The 16597-nt window shown below is 64.7% G+C and carries 18 protein-coding genes; 5 read left to right on the forward strand and 13 right to left on the reverse strand.

Translation table 11 applies throughout. From position 1 onward, the window contains the following. Nucleotides 1-68: 68 nt before the first annotated feature. The 5 genes from rbsK to LPA34_RS06665 form a co-directional block, all read right to left on the reverse strand. On the reverse strand, nt 69-995 hold the full coding sequence (gene rbsK, locus LPA34_RS06645) for a ribokinase (RefSeq protein ID WP_228976236.1): 927 nt from the start codon (nt 993-995) through the stop codon (nt 69-71). 53 nt (nt 996-1048) lie between these two features. Then, nucleotides 1049-2098: a LacI family DNA-binding transcriptional regulator gene (locus tag LPA34_RS06650; RefSeq protein WP_228976237.1), complete on the reverse strand. Its 1050-nt coding sequence runs from the start codon at nt 2096-2098 to the stop codon at nt 1049-1051. 173 nt (nt 2099-2271) lie between these two features. After that, nucleotides 2272-3291, reverse strand: a complete 1020-nt coding sequence (locus LPA34_RS06655; protein ID WP_228976239.1) for an ABC transporter permease — start codon at nt 3289-3291, stop codon at nt 2272-2274. Then, nucleotides 3291-4883, reverse strand: a complete 1593-nt coding sequence (locus LPA34_RS06660; protein WP_228976241.1) for a sugar ABC transporter ATP-binding protein — start codon at nt 4881-4883, stop codon at nt 3291-3293. Before LPA34_RS06660 ends, LPA34_RS06655 begins: the two co-directional genes overlap by 1 nt. Before the next feature lie 356 nt (nt 4884-5239). Next, complete coding sequence (locus tag LPA34_RS06665; RefSeq protein ID WP_228976243.1) at nt 5240-6196, reverse strand: sugar ABC transporter substrate-binding protein; 957 nt, start codon at nt 6194-6196, stop codon at nt 5240-5242. A 399-nt stretch (nt 6197-6595) separates the two neighbouring features. Between LPA34_RS06665 and LPA34_RS06670 the strand changes: the two genes are divergently transcribed. Further along, complete coding sequence (locus LPA34_RS06670; RefSeq protein ID WP_228976244.1) at nt 6596-7240, forward strand: LysE family translocator; 645 nt, start codon at nt 6596-6598, stop codon at nt 7238-7240. 57 nt (nt 7241-7297) lie between these two features. Here the strand turns inward: LPA34_RS06670 and corA are convergent, their stop codons facing one another. Next, nucleotides 7298-8275, reverse strand: a complete 978-nt coding sequence (corA, locus tag LPA34_RS06675; protein WP_228976246.1) for a magnesium/cobalt transporter CorA — start codon at nt 8273-8275, stop codon at nt 7298-7300. A 153-nt stretch (nt 8276-8428) separates the two neighbouring features. Then, on the reverse strand, nt 8429-8872 hold the full coding sequence (locus LPA34_RS06680) for a hypothetical protein (protein ID WP_228976248.1): 444 nt from the start codon (nt 8870-8872) through the stop codon (nt 8429-8431). A gap of 256 nt (nt 8873-9128) precedes the next feature. On the opposite strand from LPA34_RS06680, the gene cydX reads away from it, so the two are divergent. Beyond that, a complete protein-coding gene (gene cydX / locus LPA34_RS06685) occupies nt 9129-9275 on the forward strand; it encodes a cytochrome bd-I oxidase subunit CydX (protein ID WP_228976476.1) in 147 nt (48 codons plus the stop codon). Next, nucleotides 9272-9898 carry an AAA family ATPase gene (locus LPA34_RS06690; protein WP_228976250.1) on the forward strand — a complete coding sequence of 209 codons (627 nt, stop codon included), beginning with the start codon at nt 9272-9274 and terminating at the stop codon, nt 9896-9898. The genes cydX and LPA34_RS06690 overlap by 4 nt, the downstream gene beginning before the upstream one ends. Before the next feature lie 43 nt (nt 9899-9941). Here LPA34_RS06690 and LPA34_RS06695 read toward each other — a convergent pair whose 3' ends face one another. The 5 genes from LPA34_RS06695 to LPA34_RS06715 all read right to left on the reverse strand — a co-directional run bounded on the left by LPA34_RS06695 (nt 9942) and on the right by LPA34_RS06715 (nt 14393). Next, on the reverse strand, nt 9942-11042 hold the full coding sequence (locus tag LPA34_RS06695) for a saccharopine dehydrogenase family protein (RefSeq protein WP_228976252.1): 1101 nt from the start codon (nt 11040-11042) through the stop codon (nt 9942-9944). A 202-nt stretch (nt 11043-11244) separates the two neighbouring features. Further along, nucleotides 11245-11709, reverse strand: coding sequence for an Lrp/AsnC family transcriptional regulator (locus LPA34_RS06700; RefSeq protein ID WP_228976255.1), 465 nt, complete (start codon nt 11707-11709; stop codon nt 11245-11247). Between the two features lie 169 nt (nt 11710-11878). After that, nucleotides 11879-12688, reverse strand: a complete 810-nt coding sequence (locus LPA34_RS06705; RefSeq protein WP_324251710.1) for an autotransporter outer membrane beta-barrel domain-containing protein — start codon at nt 12686-12688, stop codon at nt 11879-11881. Next, entirely contained in the window at nt 12589-13836 is a 1248-nt protein-coding gene (locus LPA34_RS06710; protein WP_228976257.1) for a hypothetical protein, read from the reverse strand. Before LPA34_RS06710 ends, LPA34_RS06705 begins: the two co-directional genes overlap by 100 nt. Further along, the gene (locus LPA34_RS06715) at nt 13833-14393 is read right to left on the reverse strand and encodes a hypothetical protein (protein WP_228976258.1); all 561 of its coding nucleotides are present in this window, start codon (nt 14391-14393) and stop codon (nt 13833-13835) included. The genes LPA34_RS06710 and LPA34_RS06715 overlap by 4 nt, the downstream gene beginning before the upstream one ends. Nucleotides 14394-15011: 618 nt before the next feature. On the opposite strand from LPA34_RS06715, the gene LPA34_RS06720 reads away from it, so the two are divergent. Next, nucleotides 15012-15533 carry a Spy/CpxP family protein refolding chaperone gene (locus tag LPA34_RS06720; RefSeq protein ID WP_228976260.1) on the forward strand — a complete coding sequence of 174 codons (522 nt, stop codon included), beginning with the start codon at nt 15012-15014 and terminating at the stop codon, nt 15531-15533. Between the two features lie 207 nt (nt 15534-15740). Beyond that, nucleotides 15741-16178 carry a PGDYG domain-containing protein gene (locus tag LPA34_RS06725; protein WP_228976262.1) on the forward strand — a complete coding sequence of 146 codons (438 nt, stop codon included), beginning with the start codon at nt 15741-15743 and terminating at the stop codon, nt 16176-16178. A 51-nt stretch (nt 16179-16229) separates the two neighbouring features. Here LPA34_RS06725 and LPA34_RS06730 read toward each other — a convergent pair whose 3' ends face one another. Continuing rightward, nucleotides 16230-16595 carry a DUF3022 domain-containing protein gene (locus LPA34_RS06730; protein ID WP_228976266.1) on the reverse strand — a complete coding sequence of 122 codons (366 nt, stop codon included), beginning with the start codon at nt 16593-16595 and terminating at the stop codon, nt 16230-16232. Between the last annotated feature and the right edge of the window lie 2 nt (nt 16596-16597).

Raw genomic sequence — 16597 nt, forward strand, 5'->3', positions numbered from 1 at the left:
TAATGCTGCGATGCATCGAGGTATAAATTACAAATAGCTGTCATCCGGGTTCCCGCCTGTCAGACTGGTTAACCCGTCATTTCCGCCTGATATGGAATCGAAGGCTGTGCGCCTTCACGCGTGACCGAGAGCGCCGCGGCCCGCTGCGCGAACCGGATCGCCGCGTCGACCGGCGCACCGGCTGCGAGTTGCGCCGCGAAGCCGCCGATGAACGTGTCGCCTGCTGCTGTCGTATCGACAGCGTTCACCTTCGGCGCGGCGTAGTACGCGGATTCACCGTTTTCCAGCGCCACGTGGACGCCCTGCGCACCCAGTGTAACGAGCACGTTGCGCGCGCCCGCCTGGCGCAGCGCCGCCGCGGCCACGGCAGCCTCGTCGGGCGTGCTGGCCGGCAGGCCAGTCAGTGTCGTCGCTTCGAGTTCGTTCGGAATCAGGTAATCGATGAGCTGAAACCAGTCGGACGGCAATGGTCCGACAGCCGGCGCCGGATTCAGGATGACGGTCTTGCCCATGCGCCGCGCCGTCGCAAGGGCTGCCTTGACGGTCTCAGGTGGCGTTTCCAGCTGGCATACGACGACATCCGCGGCGGCCAGCGCCGCTTCGTGGCGCGTGATGCTTGCCGGTGTGACTTCGCCGTTGCTGCCGGCCACGATCACGATCGCGTTCTGGCTGCCGTCGTCGACGATGATGAGCGCGACGCCGGTGGACGTGGAGTCGCTGGTTTCGAGCGCCGCGCAGTCGATGCCCTCGGTTTCGAGGCCGGCGCGCAGCTGCGCGCCGTTCGCGTCGGCGCCGACACAGCCGATCATCGCGACCTGCGCGCCGAGCCGCGCCGCGGCGACGGCCTGATTGCCGCCCTTGCCGCCCGCGACCTGCGCGAAGGCGTGTCCGGCGAGTGTCTCGCCCGGCCGCGGCAGACGCGGCGCCCGCGCGACGAGATCCATGTTCAGGCTGCCCATCACGGCAACCCGGCCGCGCGTTGCTGCTATTGCCACTTCCCTCTCCTTCAGTCGTTCAGAATCGCGGCGCCGCGCGATAACCCGTGTGTTCAAAGGTTGCCCGTATGGTTGCCGGCCGCGGCGTGACGGCGCGATGCGCTCATGAACGCCGAAGTCGACTCGCGGATGATCAGCCGCGGCGCGACGACGCGCCGGCGGGTCGGCGCGTCGGTGGCGCCCGTGATGCGTTCGAGCAGCGTCTGCGCGGCCATGTCGCCAAGCGCGCGCACCGATTGTCCGACCGTCGAAAGCGCCGGATACGTGAAGCGTCCCAGTTCGATATCGTCGAAACCGATGATCGAGCAGTCGCGCGGCACGCTGATACCGCGCTCGGCCGCGGCGCGCAGCGCGCCGATACCCATCATGTCGTTGCCCGCGAAAATCGCGCTTGGGGCCACCGTGTTGAACAGCTGGCTCGCTGCGCGATGCCCGCCCATCCCCGAAAAATCGCTTTCGACGATCGCGCCCGATGGAATCTCGATGCCGCGCTCCGTCATCGCGCGGATGAAGCCGTGCACGCGCATCGCGCTCACCGCGGTCGCGACGGGGCCTGTAATGCAGCCGACCCGTGCATGGCCCAGTTCGAGCAGATGCCGCGTCGCCAGATAGGCGCCCTTTTCATGGTCGATCTGAACCAGATCGGCGTTGAGCCCTTCGATGTTGCGATCGACGACCACGAGCGGCTCACGCGCGTCGGCAAGACTCTGCGCGAGCACGGAGTCGTCGCCGGCAGAGGCGATGATCAACCCGTCGATCCGCTTTTCCTGCAGCACGCGCAGGTAGTTGCGCTGCTTCGCGGGATCGTCGTCGGAATTGCAGAAGAACACGCAGTAGCCGTTGCGCGCGCAACCGTCCTCGACGCCGCGCGCAAGCTCCGCGAAATACGGATTCGTGCTGTTCGGCACCACGAGACCGATTGTCGCGGTCGCGCGCGCCTTCAGCGAGCGTGCAACCGCCGACGGCACATAGTGCAGCTGGCTGATCGCACGCTCTACCTTCGCGCGCACGTCGGCCGACACCGGCCGCGAATTGTTGACCACATGCGACACCGTCGTAAACGACACGCCGGCCACGGCCGCCACATCCTTGATCGTCGCCATAACCCGTTCCTCTCCTGCTCGTTCTTGTTGCTGACCGGTCTGTCACGCAATGCGTTCGCGCATGCGCGCCGGCTTTCTCAATCGATGACTGGCCCCAGTTTCATTTTGCTTCGACTGCTACTGCTACTGCCTTTACCACCCCACCTGCAACTCGCCCCGTCTGCGCCTTCGCGTCACGCCTTGCGTTTGCGACGGCTGCGATACGTATCGAGCACGACCGCGACCACGATCACCGACCCGGTGATGATGCGCTTGGTCGGCTCGTTCGCGCCGATCTGCGCCAGCCCGGCCGCCAGCACCGAGATGATCAACACACCGAAAAACGTGCTGATCACGGAACCGCGCCCGCCCATCAGGCTCGTCCCGCCGATCACCACGGCGGCGATCACCTGCAGTTCGAGCCCGACGCCCGCGTTCGGATCCGCCGCTTCGAGCCGTGAAATCTGGAACAGCGCCGCCAGCCCCGACAGCGCGCCCATCAACGCGAACACGATGATCTTGTAGGGTCGCGGATTGACGCCCGCGAGCCGCACCGCTTCCTCGTTCGTGCCGATGCCGACCAGATAGCGTCCGAACACGGTGCGCGTGAGCACGAACTGCGCGACGATCATCACCGCCACCGCGATCAGGAAGGCCGGCGAGATGCCGACGGCGATCGGATTCGACAGAAAGTCGAAGGCGTCGCCGATGTAGGCCGTGCGCGAATTCGTCATCTGGTACGCGAGGCCGCGCGCGGCTTCCAGCACGCCCAGCGAGACGATAAACGACGGAATCCGCCAGCCGACCGTGACCGCGCCCGTCACCGTGCCCGTCAGCGCGGCGGCCGCGAGGCCGATCAGCGCGGCGGGAAACGCTGCCCAGCCCCATTTCAATGCGGCGACGCTCACCACCGAGGCGCCCAGCGCGAGCACCGAGCCCACCGACAGGTCGATGCCCGCGATGATCAGCACGAACGTCATGCCGACCGACATCACGACGAGATCGGGAATCTGGTTGGCGATCGTGATGAACGTCTCGTACGTCAGGAAATGCGCGCTCAGCACCGAGAACAGCGCGATCATCGCCAGCAGCGCGCCGGCCAGCCCCAGGTAATTCGAAACGCCAAGGCGCGTCCCGGCTGGCCTGCCGGCCGGAACCGGCGCCGATGGATCGTCCGGCGGCGCGGCGTGCGGCGGGTTCGTCAGGTTTGTCATCACACACTCCCTGCTTCATTCGTTTCGGGCGCGTGGAGCAGCGCCTCGCGACTCCGGTAACCGGCGAACGCCGCTGCGAGCAGCGCGTCCTGCGACCAGTCGTCCCGGCTGAAAATGCCTGTCATCCGGCCCGCCGACATCACGCCGATCCGGTCGCAGATGAGCATCAGCTCGCGCAGGTCGCTCGACACCACGACGAGCGCCCGGCCCTCGCGCGCGAGGGCGCCCATCAGGCCGTAGATATCGAACTTCGCGCCGACATCGATACCGCGCGTCGGTTCGTCGAACAGCAGCACCTTGCAGTCGCGCGCGAGCCAGCGGCCGATCACCACCTTCTGCTGGTTGCCGCCCGACAGCTCGCCAACCGGTTGCGCGGGTCCGGCGCTGCGAATCCGCATCGCCTGGATCTGCTTCATCGCCAGCGCGTTTTCGCGTTTCGCGTCGACCACGCCATGACGCGCGACGCTGCCGACGTTGCCAAGCGACACGTTCGCGGCAATCGGCAGCGGCAGCAGCAGGCCTTCACCCTTGCGGTCCTCGGTGATGAGCGCGATACCTGCGCGCACCGCGTCGGCGGGCGTCGCGATCCGCAGCGGCACGGGCGCGGCGCCGGGCGTTGGCGCGAGCGATACCGTGCCGCGATCCTTCACGTCGGCGCCGTAAATCAGCCGCATCAGTTCCGTGCGGCCCGCGCCGATCAACCCGCTCACGCCGAAAATCTCGCCGGCGCGAACCTCGAACGACACGTCGCGCACGACGTCGCCGCGGCCGATGCCCTCCACCTTAAGGAGCGGCGCGCCGATATTGCGCACGCCGAGGTCGATGCGCTCGCCGATCTCGCGGCCCACCATCAGCGTGACGATCTGGTCGCTCGTCAGGTTCGCCATCCGGTCCACATGCACCAGTTTGCCGTCGCGCAGGATCGCGACCCGCTCAGCAACACGAGCCAGTTCCTCGAGCCGGTGCGAGATGTAGACGAGTGCCACGCCACGCGCCTTCAGCCGTGCGATCTGCTCGAACAGCAGGTCGACTTCGCGTGAAGTCAGCATCGCGGTCGGTTCGTCGAGAATCAGCACGCGGCAGTCGCCGATCAGGTTGCGCGCGATCTCGACCATCTGCTGATGCCCGATGCCGAGTTCGCCGACGAGCGTGTCCGGGTCGATCGCATCGAGCCCGACCTGCGCCATCGCCCCGCGCGCGTTTTCGCGCAGTTTGCGGCGGTCGATCCAGCCGAGGCGCAGCAGCCCGCTTTGCGGCAGATGGTTCAGGAACAGGTTTTCCGCCACCGAGAGTGTCGGCAGCAGGTTCAGCTCCTGCATCACCATCCGTACGCCAAGCGCTTCCGCCGCGCTCCGGCTGGCGGGCGCGTACGCGCTGCCGCCGAGGCGCATCGTGCCGGTCGTCGGATCGACCAGTCCGCCGATGATTTTCGACAGCGTGCTCTTGCCTGCACCGTTCTCGCCGGTGAGCGCCAGCACCTCGCCTGCATGCAGGTCGAGGTCGACGTTGGCGAGCACCGGTTCGACATACGTCTTGCCGATACCGGTGACGGATAAAATGGCCGGCTGTGCTTCGTGAGCAGTCAGATCCATCGCAATCCTGTTCTTGCAGCGTCCACGCCGGCTTTCGCGCAATACCCGCGGCGAAACGAAAGCCAGTGGTCGACTGCCTGTGTCATGGTCGCCGGGCTTGCGGCCATACGGGCTGGCCGGATTCAGCCCTGCTTCAGGCGCGGACCCACTCGCGCGATCTAACCATACGGCGCCGATTCCGGCATGTAAGGGGACGCGCGGGGCCGCAGGCTGTCGCCATGACGTCTATCTGTGCAATAACGGCGGCGGCGCGCCTTTCTTGAGCGTCCGTTGAAAAGCGACGAACCGGCGTGCGCGGAAGCGCGCGTCTGCTCACGGCCCATCGTGGACAGCCGCCGTCGCCGCCTTGCAGCGTTTTACTTCGTGACGAGGTCGACTGGCGTTTCAACCACGCCGGACAGCTCCGACTGCTTCTTGTGCTCGCTGAGCGCCTTCAGCGCGGTATCGATACCGAACACGGCCTGCTTTGCCGCGTACTGGTCGGCGGTGGCAAGCACGCGGCCGTCCTTCAGCATCGGCTTGATCGCGTTGATGTCGTCATAGCCGACCACGTAGACCTTGCCCTGCTTGCCCGCCGCACGCACCGCCGACACGGCGCCGATCGCCATGTTGTCGTTGCCGGCCAGCAGCGCCTTGATGTTGGGATGCTCGCTCAGCATCGCCGAGGCGACCGCGTTGCCCTTGTCGATTTCCCAGTCGCCCGACTGTACGGACACGACCTTCGCGCCGACCGTCTGCATCGCGTCCTTGAAGCCCGCCGTGCGTTGCTGCGCGTTGGTGGTCGTCGACACGCCCTCGATGATCCCGACTTCGTCGCCGGCCTTCAGCTTCTTCGCGAGATAGTCGCCGACCTTCTGCGCGCCCTTGCGGTTATCCGGGCCGACGAACGGCACGTTGAGGTTCTTCGACTTCAGCACGTCCTGATCGAGCCGGTTGTCGATGTTCACGACAATGATGCCGGCGTCGACAGCCTTCTTCACGACTGGCACGAGCGCCTTCGAATCAGCCGGCGCGAGCACGATCGCGTCCACCTTCGATACGATCATCTGCTCGACGATACGGATCTGGTTCGCGGTATCGGTCTCGTCCTTGATGCCGTTCGTGATCAGGTCGAAGTTGTTCGGATTGTGTTTCTGGTAATCCTTCGCGCCGGTTTCCATGGTGAGGAAGAACTCGTTGGCGAGGGACTTCATGACAAGCGCGACCTTCGGCTTGTGGGCAGCCTGCGCATAAGCGCTCGACATCGGCAGAACGGCGGCAGCGGTGAGCACGACGGTAGCCGCCAGGACGCGGCGACGAATGCGGTGGTTCATGCGGATCTCCAGTTGTTGGCTCCGTGCGAGCCGTATTTTTGATTGGGCGCAAACGTTTGCGGGGCCTATTCTCGACGTAGCCTGCCGGATATGTCAACGGCAGGCAGTGCTGCAGCGCACACCTCTTCACGCGGCGCGTGTGCCGTATGCAACCCGTGCGGCCGGTGTGGTGTGCCACAAGACTACGTTCTGACAAGGTCTTTCGCTCGGTCCGGCGTTGAAGTCATCCCATCCGGTGCACGGTTGCACGCCGACGGGCCGCTTATGCTGGCCTTTTATTGCGCGCGCTGCAAGCGGGAAGAACGCGGTGCTTCCGTCAGACCCGGGCGTGCCCTGCAGGCCAGGGGCGACTTCGCTATGATCGGGGCTACTTCCTTGCCGACCGGGACGGGCTGCATCATGTTCGGGATCATCCAGTTTCCGCTGTTCCTTGTTGCCGTCACCGCGCTCAACCTGACGCCCGGTCCGGACATCGCGTATGTGGCCGGCCAGAGCATCGCGCAGGGCCGGCGCGCCGGCCTTCTCTCGGCGCTGGGCGTCTCGCTCGGTGGCTGCGCGCATACGGTCGCGTGCGCGGTGGGCCTGACCGCGCTCATCGCGGCCTCACCCGGCGCGTTCAATGCAATCAAGTGGATCGGCGCGGGTTACCTGATGTGGCTCGGTCTGCGCATGCTGTGGCCAGGCGCCGGTTCCACCGGTTCCGCCGGCAGCGTCGAGGCGCGGGTCGCGTTGCAACGCTCGCCCCGCACACTGCTCTTTCGCGGCTTCGTGACAAATGCGTCGAACCCGAAAGTGCTGCTCTTCTATATCGCGTTTTTCCCGCAGTTCGTCGCCACCGGCAGCGCGCACAAGACCGCCGCCTTTCTCGTGCTGGGCGCGGTATTCGTCACGCTTGGGCTCATCAACGACTGCGTCGTTGCATGGCTTGCCGCGCGGGCCGCGCGTGCGGTGCGCTCGCAACCCGTTGTGCGCCGCTGGATCGACCGCGTGATCGGCGCCGGCTTCATCGGGCTCGGCGTCAGGCTCGCCCTGACCCGACGCTGACGCCGCGCGGCGGTGCGGTTGCCGGCCACGCGACCGGTGCAGCGCGACCGCCTGCATTCACAGCCAGTTGGCCTTCTTGAAACGCCAGTACAGGAACCCGTCGAGCAATGCCATCACGGCCACGCACGCTGGATAGCCGTATTGCCAGTGCAGTTCGGGAATCTCCTGGAAATTCATCCCGTAGATCCCGGCGATCATCGTCGGCACCGCGAACAGCGCGGCGAACGAACCGAGGCGCTTGGTGACCTCGTTCTCGGCGAGCGAGATCATGCCGAGATTGACCTGCACGGCGGTGACGATCATCTCGCGACGGCCTTCGATCGTGCGCACGATCCGGTCGAGATGGTCGTACACATCGCGGAAGTACGCCTGCATGCCCTGGCAGATCGCCGGGATACGCCCGCCCGTCAACTGGCCGATGCCTTCGAGAAGCGGCGCGATGTGATGCTCGAGCAGCACGAGGCGGCGCTTTAACGCGTACAGATCCTCGATGATCGCGCGCGACGCGGCGAGGCTGTGCTTGCCGAAGATGCGGTCCTCGATCTCCTCGATTTCGGCGCCGAGTTTTTCGAGAACCGGAAAGTAGCGATCGACGATGTTGTCGGCAAGCGCGTACAGTACGAACGCCGAGCCTTCCTTGAGCAGCTTCGGCTCGCGTTCGCAGCGCGCGCGCACTTCCTGGAAACCGTGCTGCGTCCGGTTACGCACCGAGAGCACATAGTTCGGACCGACGAATACGTCCATTTCGCCGATCAGCAGCTCACCCTCGTCGTCCATTTCGATGGTGTGCATCACCGCGAACAGCGAATCGCCGTATTCCTCGATTTTCGGGCGCTGATGGCCGTTGCGGACGTCTTCGACCGCCAGTTCGTGCAGGCCGAACTCGTGCTTCATCACGTCGAGTTCGCCGGGGCCCGGATCCTTCAACGCGACCCAGACGAAGCATTCGGGTTTGGCCACATAAGTGCTGATGTCGTCGATCTCGATGTCGGCCAGTTTCCGGCCTTCCTGGTATGCAGCGCAGTTGATCAGCATCGTCTCATTACCTTGATAACAGCGGCGGCCAGGCCGCGGTCGCAAATGCGCGCGGCGTGTCCGGATACAGTGAAAGAAGCGGCCATCATGTTACGGACTCTTTGTGCAGAACGTGCGTCGAAACTGCATCGCGCCGACAGGTGGCTGGCCTCATCACTTCGGCACACGCCGTAACTGGATGCGATGTTCCGGGTTGAACGTGACACTCGCGTGGTTCGTGTAGCGGTCGGTGACCATGAACTGCATCTCGATGACAGGATCGAATTGCGTCGACACGGCAATCCGGTGCATGCCCGGGCTGAGATAGAAGATCACGCGCTCGCCGTTCATCAGGTCGGTGACCTGCTCGCCGTCGACATAAACGAGCGCGTCGCGAAAGCGGATCACGACGTCGCCCGAGCGCTCGCGGCGGACGTCGACCGCGATCTTGCCGGTTTCGGGCTGCGTGTAGCCTGGCTTGACGATGCGCGCGGCGGGCACGTCCTTGTAGGGAACGGGCCTGGCGGGCTCCGAGGCGCAGCCTGCCAGCGCGGCGAGGCATGCCACAAGCGTGGCGCTCACGGCGAATTTCCATGCAACCGGCAAACGCAACGGCATGTCGGTCTCCCCTTGTTTTCGTTTCGCGGTCAGATAATTGCAAGCAGCCATGGGTGCGGCGCCTGTCCTGCGCCGTTCGATCGACATCCATGATACCTGCGGGGCATGCGCTTCTGGCAACACCTGGCCCGGCAACCTCGTCGCGGGAACACCGGCGTTCGGCCCTCTTGCGCGGCCCCCGCTTTCTGGTCATGATCGCTTCATGCCCTCCGGACGCGTCGCGCGTCAGGCAGCCCTACACCGGCAGGAGATTGCGATGTGGTATTTCACCTGGATTCTCGGCATCGGCGTTGCGTTGGGGTTTGGGATCATCAACGTGATGTGGCTGGAGGCGAACGGCACGTTCGCCCGCGGCAGCGGCAGTGACAGTGCCGACGCGTCCAGCACGGACACGCGTTTGTGACGCATCTGGTATTTTTCTGCGGCCATGCGGGCACAGGCAAGACGACCCTCGCGAAACGCCTGATCCGGCCGCTGACGCACGCCACGGGCACGGCCTTCTGCCTGCTCGACAAGGACACGCTTTACGGTGCGTATAGCGCCGCGGCGATCGGCGCGCTGACCGGAGACCCGAACGATCGCGACAGTCCGCTCTTCCTGCAGCATCTGCGAGACCCCGAGTACCGGGGGCTCATCGACACCGCGCGCGAAAATCTGGAACAGGGCATCAGCGCGCTCGTGATCGGGCCGCTGTCACGCGAGATTCGCGCCCGGCTTCTGTTCGACCGCGCATGGCTCGGCGTGACGGACGACGTCGAGATTCATGTCGTATGGGTTTATACATCGGAAGAGACGGCGCACCAGCGCATCCTCACGCGGAACAATCCAGACGATGCGTACAAGCTCGCGCACTGGGACGAATACCGGCAACGCCGGTTCGTCCCGAATGCCGAACTGGCCCGGGAACTGCTGATGTTCGACAACACGGCGCCGCAGCCCGCCGACTACGACGCGCTGCTCGCGCGCATCGCCGGCGCGCCTTCGCCAGATGAACCGGATGTCGTCCTGCCGCCCGTGCCGGCCTGAGCTGCGTCAGCGGCCGGCACACAACATCGCCTGAGCCGTCTGTCTAGACGGTCGCCGTCGATTCGTGCAACGCCTGGCCTTCGTAGAGTTGCCCGAAGCGGTTGCCGAGAAACGCCCGCAGCGACACCTGTTCCTGACGCACAAAGCCCTTTTGCGGCAGCTTCTTTTCGCGGAACAGGTCGAGCACCGCGCACATCGCACCGGCCGTCGTGATCTGGATCGCGCTCATCGGCACGCCGCACACCGTCTTCGCGAAGATCTTGCGCGTGAAGACTTCCTGCACCAGCTGGCCGTCGCGCGTGCCCGTCACGGTGATGAAGATCAGCACGACGTCCTGCGCTGTCGCCGGCACCGAACGGCGCATGATCGACTTCAGCGTGTCGCGGTCGGTCGCAAGACGCAGGTCTTCGAGCAGGAACTGCATCAGGTCGCGATGCCCCGGATAACGCACCGACTTGTAGTCGAGCGTTTCGACACGGCCCGCCAGCGTTTCGCACAGCGTGCCGAGGCCGCCGGACGTGTTGAACGCTTCGTATTCGGTGCCGTCGAGCGAGAAATGCTCGAGTCCTTCGAGCGGCTGAACCCATTGCGTGCGACTGTCGCGGATCGCTTCGCACGGCTGGCAATACTCGTTGATCAGGCCGTCGACACTCCACGTCAGGTTGTACTTCAGCGCGTTGGTCGGAAATTCGGGCAACGCGCCGACGCGCATCTTGACGTCGCGGATTTCCGTGAAGCGGTTTGCCAGCTCGTGCGCGGCGATGCCGATAAAGCCCGGCGCGAGGCCGCATTGCGGCATGAACGCGTGGTCGGCATCGTCGGCGATCGCGCGGATCGCGTGCGTTGCGCGCACGTCTTCGGTCAGGTCGAAATAGTGGACGCCCGCGCCCTTCGCCGCGGCCGCGACGTTCACGGCGAGATAGTACGGCAGCGCATTGACGAGCGCATCGAAGCCCTGCACGGCCGCGCGCAGTGCGGCGGCGTCGCCGGAATCGACGCGATGGGTCGGGATGCCCTGCGCGGCGAGCTTGTCGAGCGCTTGCTGATCGCAGTCGAACGCGGCGACTTCGTAGTCGCCGGTTTCGCGCAGCATATGGGCGATGGTGTGACCGATGAGGCCTGCGCCAACGATGGCAACTTTCATGCGCTTCTCCTTGTTCTGTGTGTGAGCCGTGCTTGCGCCGAACCCTTGTTACACAGTTTATGGAGACGTACGTACGAATGACAGACGCAAAATGCTGCGTTATGACCGCTGTTTTCGTCTAAATGACGAAAAAATAATCCAGTTCGACGAAAACGCGTTAAGACGGCGTAAAGGTCATGCACGCGACCATGCCCTCAAAGGGCTAACCGCCCTCCATGCCCCGGTCGATCTTGCGCGCGAGGATGATCGACGTCGTCGTGCGCTCGACGCCTTCGAGGCCGCCGATCTGGTCGAGCAGATCGTTGAGCCGGTCCGGCGAACCGGCGCGCAGCCACGCGACGTAATCGAACTCGCCGCTCACCGCGCACAGCAGCTGCACTTCGGGCATGCGTCCGAGCCGCTTCTGCACATCCTGCCCGTGCTTCGGCGCGATGATGATGCCGACGTACGCATAGATGCTCGCGTCGAGCACATCCTGGCCGAGCCGCACGCTATAGCCCGCGATCACGTTGCTCTTTTCGAGCCGCGCGATCCGCGCGATCACGGTCGTGCGCGCGACGCCGAGCTGGCGCGCGAGATTCGCCACGCTTTCGCGGGCGTTCTCCTGCAAAAGGGCGACGAGGTTTCGGTCAAGGTCGTCGAGCTGGTCGAGGCGCGGTGGTCTCATCGATGGCGGTCTGTCACGTTGAAGGAGTGCGTCGGTGCCGGGCAGGCACCACGGTATGCACGGATTATCGCCTGCTGTCGGGCGAAAGCTGTACCGGCATGCGCTTTCCGCTGTCGATTTCACTCGCCCCCCGCGGTGGAACGCAATTGGGACCGTCTTCACGGCCCGGTCATCGAACCCGTCGTGCGAATCTCCAGCAACGGGCTCCCCCTCGTCCACTCTCGTTGAGCAGGGCGTCAGGGATCACCAGCTCCAGCGCCCCCCCGACGTCGCCTTCGACGATGCTTCGGTGCGCACCGCTCACATTGCCTGTATAACCCGCGGTGGCAAATACGCTGCCGCGTGCGCTGACGTGCCCGGCAACGCCGAGTCCAAGCTGGACCGTCGTCGCGGCCACGCTGGCTGGAATGACCGTCGTCCCGGCGAACGTGGCGCTATCGGTTCCCCCGAAGTATCGCCAGAGGTTGGCGCGTGCGTACGGTTGCCACACCGTGTCCGCTGCTTCGAAGCGCCCCTGCAGCCGCACGCCGAGTCGACCCGCGAGACCACTCGCGGCGTGAAACGACACGCTCGATATGCCGTCGTCCAGATCGTTTATCGATGCGTGCTCCCAGATCAGTTGCATTTGCGGCTCGATGCTGAGACTCGCGGACAGCGCAATCGGCAAGCCCGCTTCCAGCGACGCGGTCACCGAATCACCATGCGTGGTCGCGCCGATATCCTGCTTCGACGACGGTTCGAAAGTCAGCGAACTGCCCATCAGTACCGCATCGGTATACCAGCCGCCCGGCCCCACATGCGTCCAGTACCCGCCGAGGCTGTAAGCGTTGATTGACAGCTGGCCGACCGCCAGATCGGGAAACCCGAGCGCGAATCCGCTCACGTCGCCCTGCGCTCGAGCGAACCCGAGAAAGAAGCCATAGTGGTTGCGATGGCCGCTTGCGGACGCATCGGCGTACACGTAGTGGCCCACCTGCACGCCCCCAACGTGCCGCTGAACTCCGGATCGACGGCGCCGTCGTTACGCTGGGTCGCGTGTTCGCCCCACACGCGCGCCCATGCCGCCGGCAGAGCGCCGGTCTCGCCCAGCAACGACTGCTCGCCCTGGCGGTCGTGAAATGTGCCTGTTTGCGCGATGCTCAATTCACGTGCGAGGACCGGAACTTCCGCATAGACCGGCACTTCCATCCGGTAAAGCGGCGTCGGCGCCGCGCCCGCCGGCGGTGGGGGCGGTAGCGACGGCGTGCCGGCCGCGGCGACAGGCGTGCCCGTTGGCGCGGACGTCGACGTCGGGGTCGGCGCGGCCGCAATGCTTGAACGCAGATACCAGTTGTCGACCGTTCCGGCGCTCACGCCGCCCTTGAACAGGTAGTACGTGTAGGCGCCCGCCACCAGCGGCCTGGGCAGCGTGAACGCACTCGCGGTCGTCGTCGCGCCGTTCGTCGCCTGTACGACCATGATGCCGTCCGTCACCGTGGCGCCGCCCGTCCCGCCGACGTTCGTGACGTCAATCGAAGTATTGCCCGAGCCGGTACCTTGCATGATCACCAGCCTGTCACTGGGCGAACTGTCCGCACCGAGAACGCTTTGCAGCAACAGCCGGCCGTTGAGCCCAACGTAGTTGCCGTTGACCACGAGCGCATCGCTCGTGCCCGTACCACCGCTGGTCAGATCGATCGTGCCCGCATTGCTGACGGCCACAAGCTGGCCGGCGACCGCGGGCATGATCGAAGGATCCCCCAGGCCACCTTCGAACAGGGTGCTGGTCGAATCGATATTGAGCGCCCCGGTCAGCGTGCCGCTGTCGCCAAGTGTCATGCCCGCGCTGTCGAGCGTGAGCTGGCTGCCGTTCGTGACGTTGACGGTCTCCCAGTTCAGGAAACGGCTCAGGCCGCTGGCCTGTGTGCGGTTGAACGTCAGGACGTCCGTACCGGGCCCGCGGTCGAACCACGGCACGCCGGCGAGCGTGGTATTGGTGAGCCCGGAGAGCGTCGCGGCGTCGTTGCCCGCAGCCAGCCGGATGGAGCCGGTGATCATGCCGCCACTCCAGTTGATCGTGTCGTTCCCGCTATTGGTGAGAATGGCCTCGCCATTGCCTCCCGAAATGTTGCCGGTGTTGTTGATCACGATATCCGATGCATCGTTCGAAACAATGGCCTGCGCGACGCCCCCTGGAGCGTGCCGCTGTTGTTGATGGTCGCGGCGGCGCCGACGAGGGACAGGGCGACGTTGTGGCCTGAAATCGTGCCGGCGTTATTGAAGGTGCCACCTCCGTTTGCGTCGATACCATTGTCCTGCTGGCTCACGATGCTCGCGCCCGCTGCGTTGTCGAGCGTCACACGGCCTGCGATGAATGCGCCCAGGCCACCCGGGCCGCTTGCGGCGATGGAGCCCGTGTTCGTCACCACGCCGGGCGACGAATCCAGTGACGTGATGCCGTGCGCGTTGGCACCCGACACATCGATCGTGCCGTTGTTCGTCACCACGTTATTCCCGGGTCCGCCAGCCGCTCCGCCATTCGCGAGCAGGCCGTGCGAACCGGCGCCGGTGGTCGTGATCGTGCCATTGTTGACGAGCGTGTCGTCGCTCGTCAGTGCAGCCATGCCCGCGGAGTTGTCGCCGGAGGTCGAGAGCTTGCCGTTGTTCGTCAGCGAGCCGCCACCCGGGCTGAGAAAATCGTGCATTGCAGGCGAATTGGTCCCGCTGGTCTCCTCCATGCAGGACAATTAACTTAACCCTTTGTCCTGAGCTGTTCGTCTGGATCAGTAACTCCTGTTTTATACGTTAAGAGCGGGAGATTGATATATTTCTGAACTCAACGTATTCAACGCATCCGTGTCAGGCAATATGTAAGTTTTCTGGGGTATTTGCAGAACCTGAAACCGTTATAGCGCGACATCTGGATAAGATTTCACATGCCTTACCCAGGTCCTGTAAATGACAGTCTTCGAGAAGCGTGGGGAAATCAAGCTGTCAACTCGCGCTATGGAACCCCGCCTTTACAGGCATTCCCGATTGACGGATTTAATGCGTTCTACGCCAGCACCCCGGTTGTATCGCGAGGCCGAAGCCGCGCAACGCGTTGACCTTCAGCGCCTGACCGTTGTTCGCGCAGGCAATCCCCGTGCTGACGGATTTATCCACCTGCTATTTCCTGTTCGTTTCGGTTGTAAGGAGTTGTGGCAAAGCGGGCGGACGACACGGATATCGTGATACTAATAGCGCCCACGTTGAAGCGCGCAAGGAAAGCCCATGAGGCATACGGCGCTTCGGCCCGATACGAACGGACATCAGGAGTCTCGATGAAAAAAACTCTCGTTATTCTCGCCTCCACGCTGGCGATGAGCGGCGCATTTGCACAAACCACGGCACCGGCAGGCGCGGCTCCGGCATCGGCGGCGGCACCCGCGCCAGCCTCGGGCGCGGCACATTACGAACAGCGTGTCGAACAGCGCATCACGTATCTGCACACGCAGCTCAAAATCACGCCGGAGCAGGAACCGCAGTGGAAGACGTTCGCCGACGTCATGCGCACCAACGGCGAAACGATGGCCGGCCTGTATGAGCAGCGCATGGCGAATCCGAACCAGTCCGCGCTCGACGACATGAAGCAGTATTCGGCGATCGCCACCGCGCACGCGGACGGCACGAAGAAACTGGTTGACGCTTTCGAGCCGCTCTACACGAGCCTTTCTCCGGATCAGAAGAAGCTGGCTGATACGACGTTCCATCATCCGTCGCGTGCGGAAGGACATCACAAGCACGGCGGCAAGAGCAAGGCCAAGAAAAAGGCCGCGCCGGCAGACGAAACCGTCAAGCCGTAAGGTTGCGTGTCTGACGATGCCCGTCAGGCAGGCCCCGATAGCGGCATCAGCGCCCAACGCCCGCGTTTTACCGCGGGCGTTGCTGTTTCCGGCGCGCGATCGAAGCGGCCGGATCGAAGCGGCGAGGATGCGCGCGAACGGCTTTCGCGCTACCCTTGCGACCTTGCAACCCGCGCATCCTTACCGGCCTCACGGCGACCTGAAGTCATGATCGAACTGAAGAATATCGACCTGCGCACCGATCCGGCCGCGCAACGCTACGTCAAGGACGAAACCGTCATCGTCGAATTCGCGCCGGGCGACGGTGAGCTGATGAGCCTCGAAGGCCCGAACCGTTACACGCGGGGCGACGCGCTGATCACCGGTTCGACGGGCGACCGGTGGGTCGTTTCACGCGAACGCTTCGATGCGAAATACCTGCCCGCCGATGCATCCCGCGCGCACGGCGATGCCGGCCCGTATCGCAACCGGCCGGCCGTCGTGCTGGCAAAGCAGATGGGTGCGCCGTTCTCGATGGCGCGTTCGGCGGCAGGCGGCGACGTGCTGCATGGCACCGCTGGCGACTGGATCATGCAATATGCGCCGGGCGACTATGGCGTCGTTCAGTCCATCCGCTTCGCGAAGGTTTACCGCCGCGCCGATTGAAGCCGACGGAGACGCCGGCGCCTGCGTTCACGCCCGACGCCTCCGACCGGATCACGCGAACTCGTCGCCCAGATCGACCGTGATCTCACGCGGCACGGCCTCGCCGTTCGCGTACATTTCCTCGAGCGAGCCGAGCGTCGCTTCCACATACGCACGCAATACCGCGAAGCCGCGGTCCCGCAGACGCGCCGGCGTCGCACGAAAGCGCGCGAGCGCGGCCGGCGCGATCATGACGCTCAGCGTGATGCGCCGCGCGGTCGAACCGAAGCGCATCGCGACCCACTGAACCGTCAGCACTGGCGTGCCGTCGTCGGCGGGACGCTCGATGAACTGGGTCTGCTCCGGGAACAGGTCGCTGATGACGCGCGCCAGTTGCTCGAAATCGGGACTTGCGCAGTCGTATTGATAAAGTTCCATCG

The organism is Paraburkholderia gardini, from assembly GCF_907164575.1.
GTDB lineage: Bacteria > Pseudomonadota > Gammaproteobacteria > Burkholderiales > Burkholderiaceae > Paraburkholderia > Paraburkholderia gardini.

What these genes read in the sequence shown, in the direction of transcription:
- LPA34_RS06670 (WP_228976244.1), top strand. Translation starts at nt 6,596, where the DNA reads ATGTTCGGGATCATCCAGTTTCCGCTGTTCCTTGTTGCCGTCACCGCG.
- LPA34_RS06650 (WP_228976237.1), bottom strand. Translation starts at nt 2,098, where the DNA reads ATGGCGACGATCAAGGATGTGGCGGCCGTGGCCGGCGTGTCGTTTACG.
- LPA34_RS06680 (WP_228976248.1), bottom strand. Translation starts at nt 8,872, where the DNA reads ATGCCGTTGCGTTTGCCGGTTGCATGGAAATTCGCCGTGAGCGCCACG.
- corA (WP_228976246.1), bottom strand. Translation starts at nt 8,275, where the DNA reads ATGCTGATCAACTGCGCTGCATACCAGGAAGGCCGGAAACTGGCCGAC.
- LPA34_RS06665 (WP_228976243.1), bottom strand. Translation starts at nt 6,196, where the DNA reads ATGAACCACCGCATTCGTCGCCGCGTCCTGGCGGCTACCGTCGTGCTC.
- LPA34_RS06730 (WP_228976266.1), bottom strand. Translation starts at nt 16,595, where the DNA reads ATGGAACTTTATCAATACGACTGCGCAAGTCCCGATTTCGAGCAACTG.
- cydX (WP_228976476.1), top strand. Translation starts at nt 9,129, where the DNA reads ATGTGGTATTTCACCTGGATTCTCGGCATCGGCGTTGCGTTGGGGTTT.
- LPA34_RS06655 (WP_228976239.1), bottom strand. Translation starts at nt 3,291, where the DNA reads ATGACAAACCTGACGAACCCGCCGCACGCCGCGCCGCCGGACGATCCA.
- LPA34_RS06700 (WP_228976255.1), bottom strand. Translation starts at nt 11,709, where the DNA reads ATGAGACCACCGCGCCTCGACCAGCTCGACGACCTTGACCGAAACCTC.
- LPA34_RS06715 (WP_228976258.1), bottom strand. Translation starts at nt 14,393, where the DNA reads ATGCACGATTTTCTCAGCCCGGGTGGCGGCTCGCTGACGAACAACGGC.
- LPA34_RS06725 (WP_228976262.1), top strand. Translation starts at nt 15,741, where the DNA reads ATGATCGAACTGAAGAATATCGACCTGCGCACCGATCCGGCCGCGCAA.
- LPA34_RS06660 (WP_228976241.1), bottom strand. Translation starts at nt 4,883, where the DNA reads ATGGATCTGACTGCTCACGAAGCACAGCCGGCCATTTTATCCGTCACC.
- LPA34_RS06695 (WP_228976252.1), bottom strand. Translation starts at nt 11,042, where the DNA reads ATGAAAGTTGCCATCGTTGGCGCAGGCCTCATCGGTCACACCATCGCC.
- LPA34_RS06720 (WP_228976260.1), top strand. Translation starts at nt 15,012, where the DNA reads ATGAAAAAAACTCTCGTTATTCTCGCCTCCACGCTGGCGATGAGCGGC.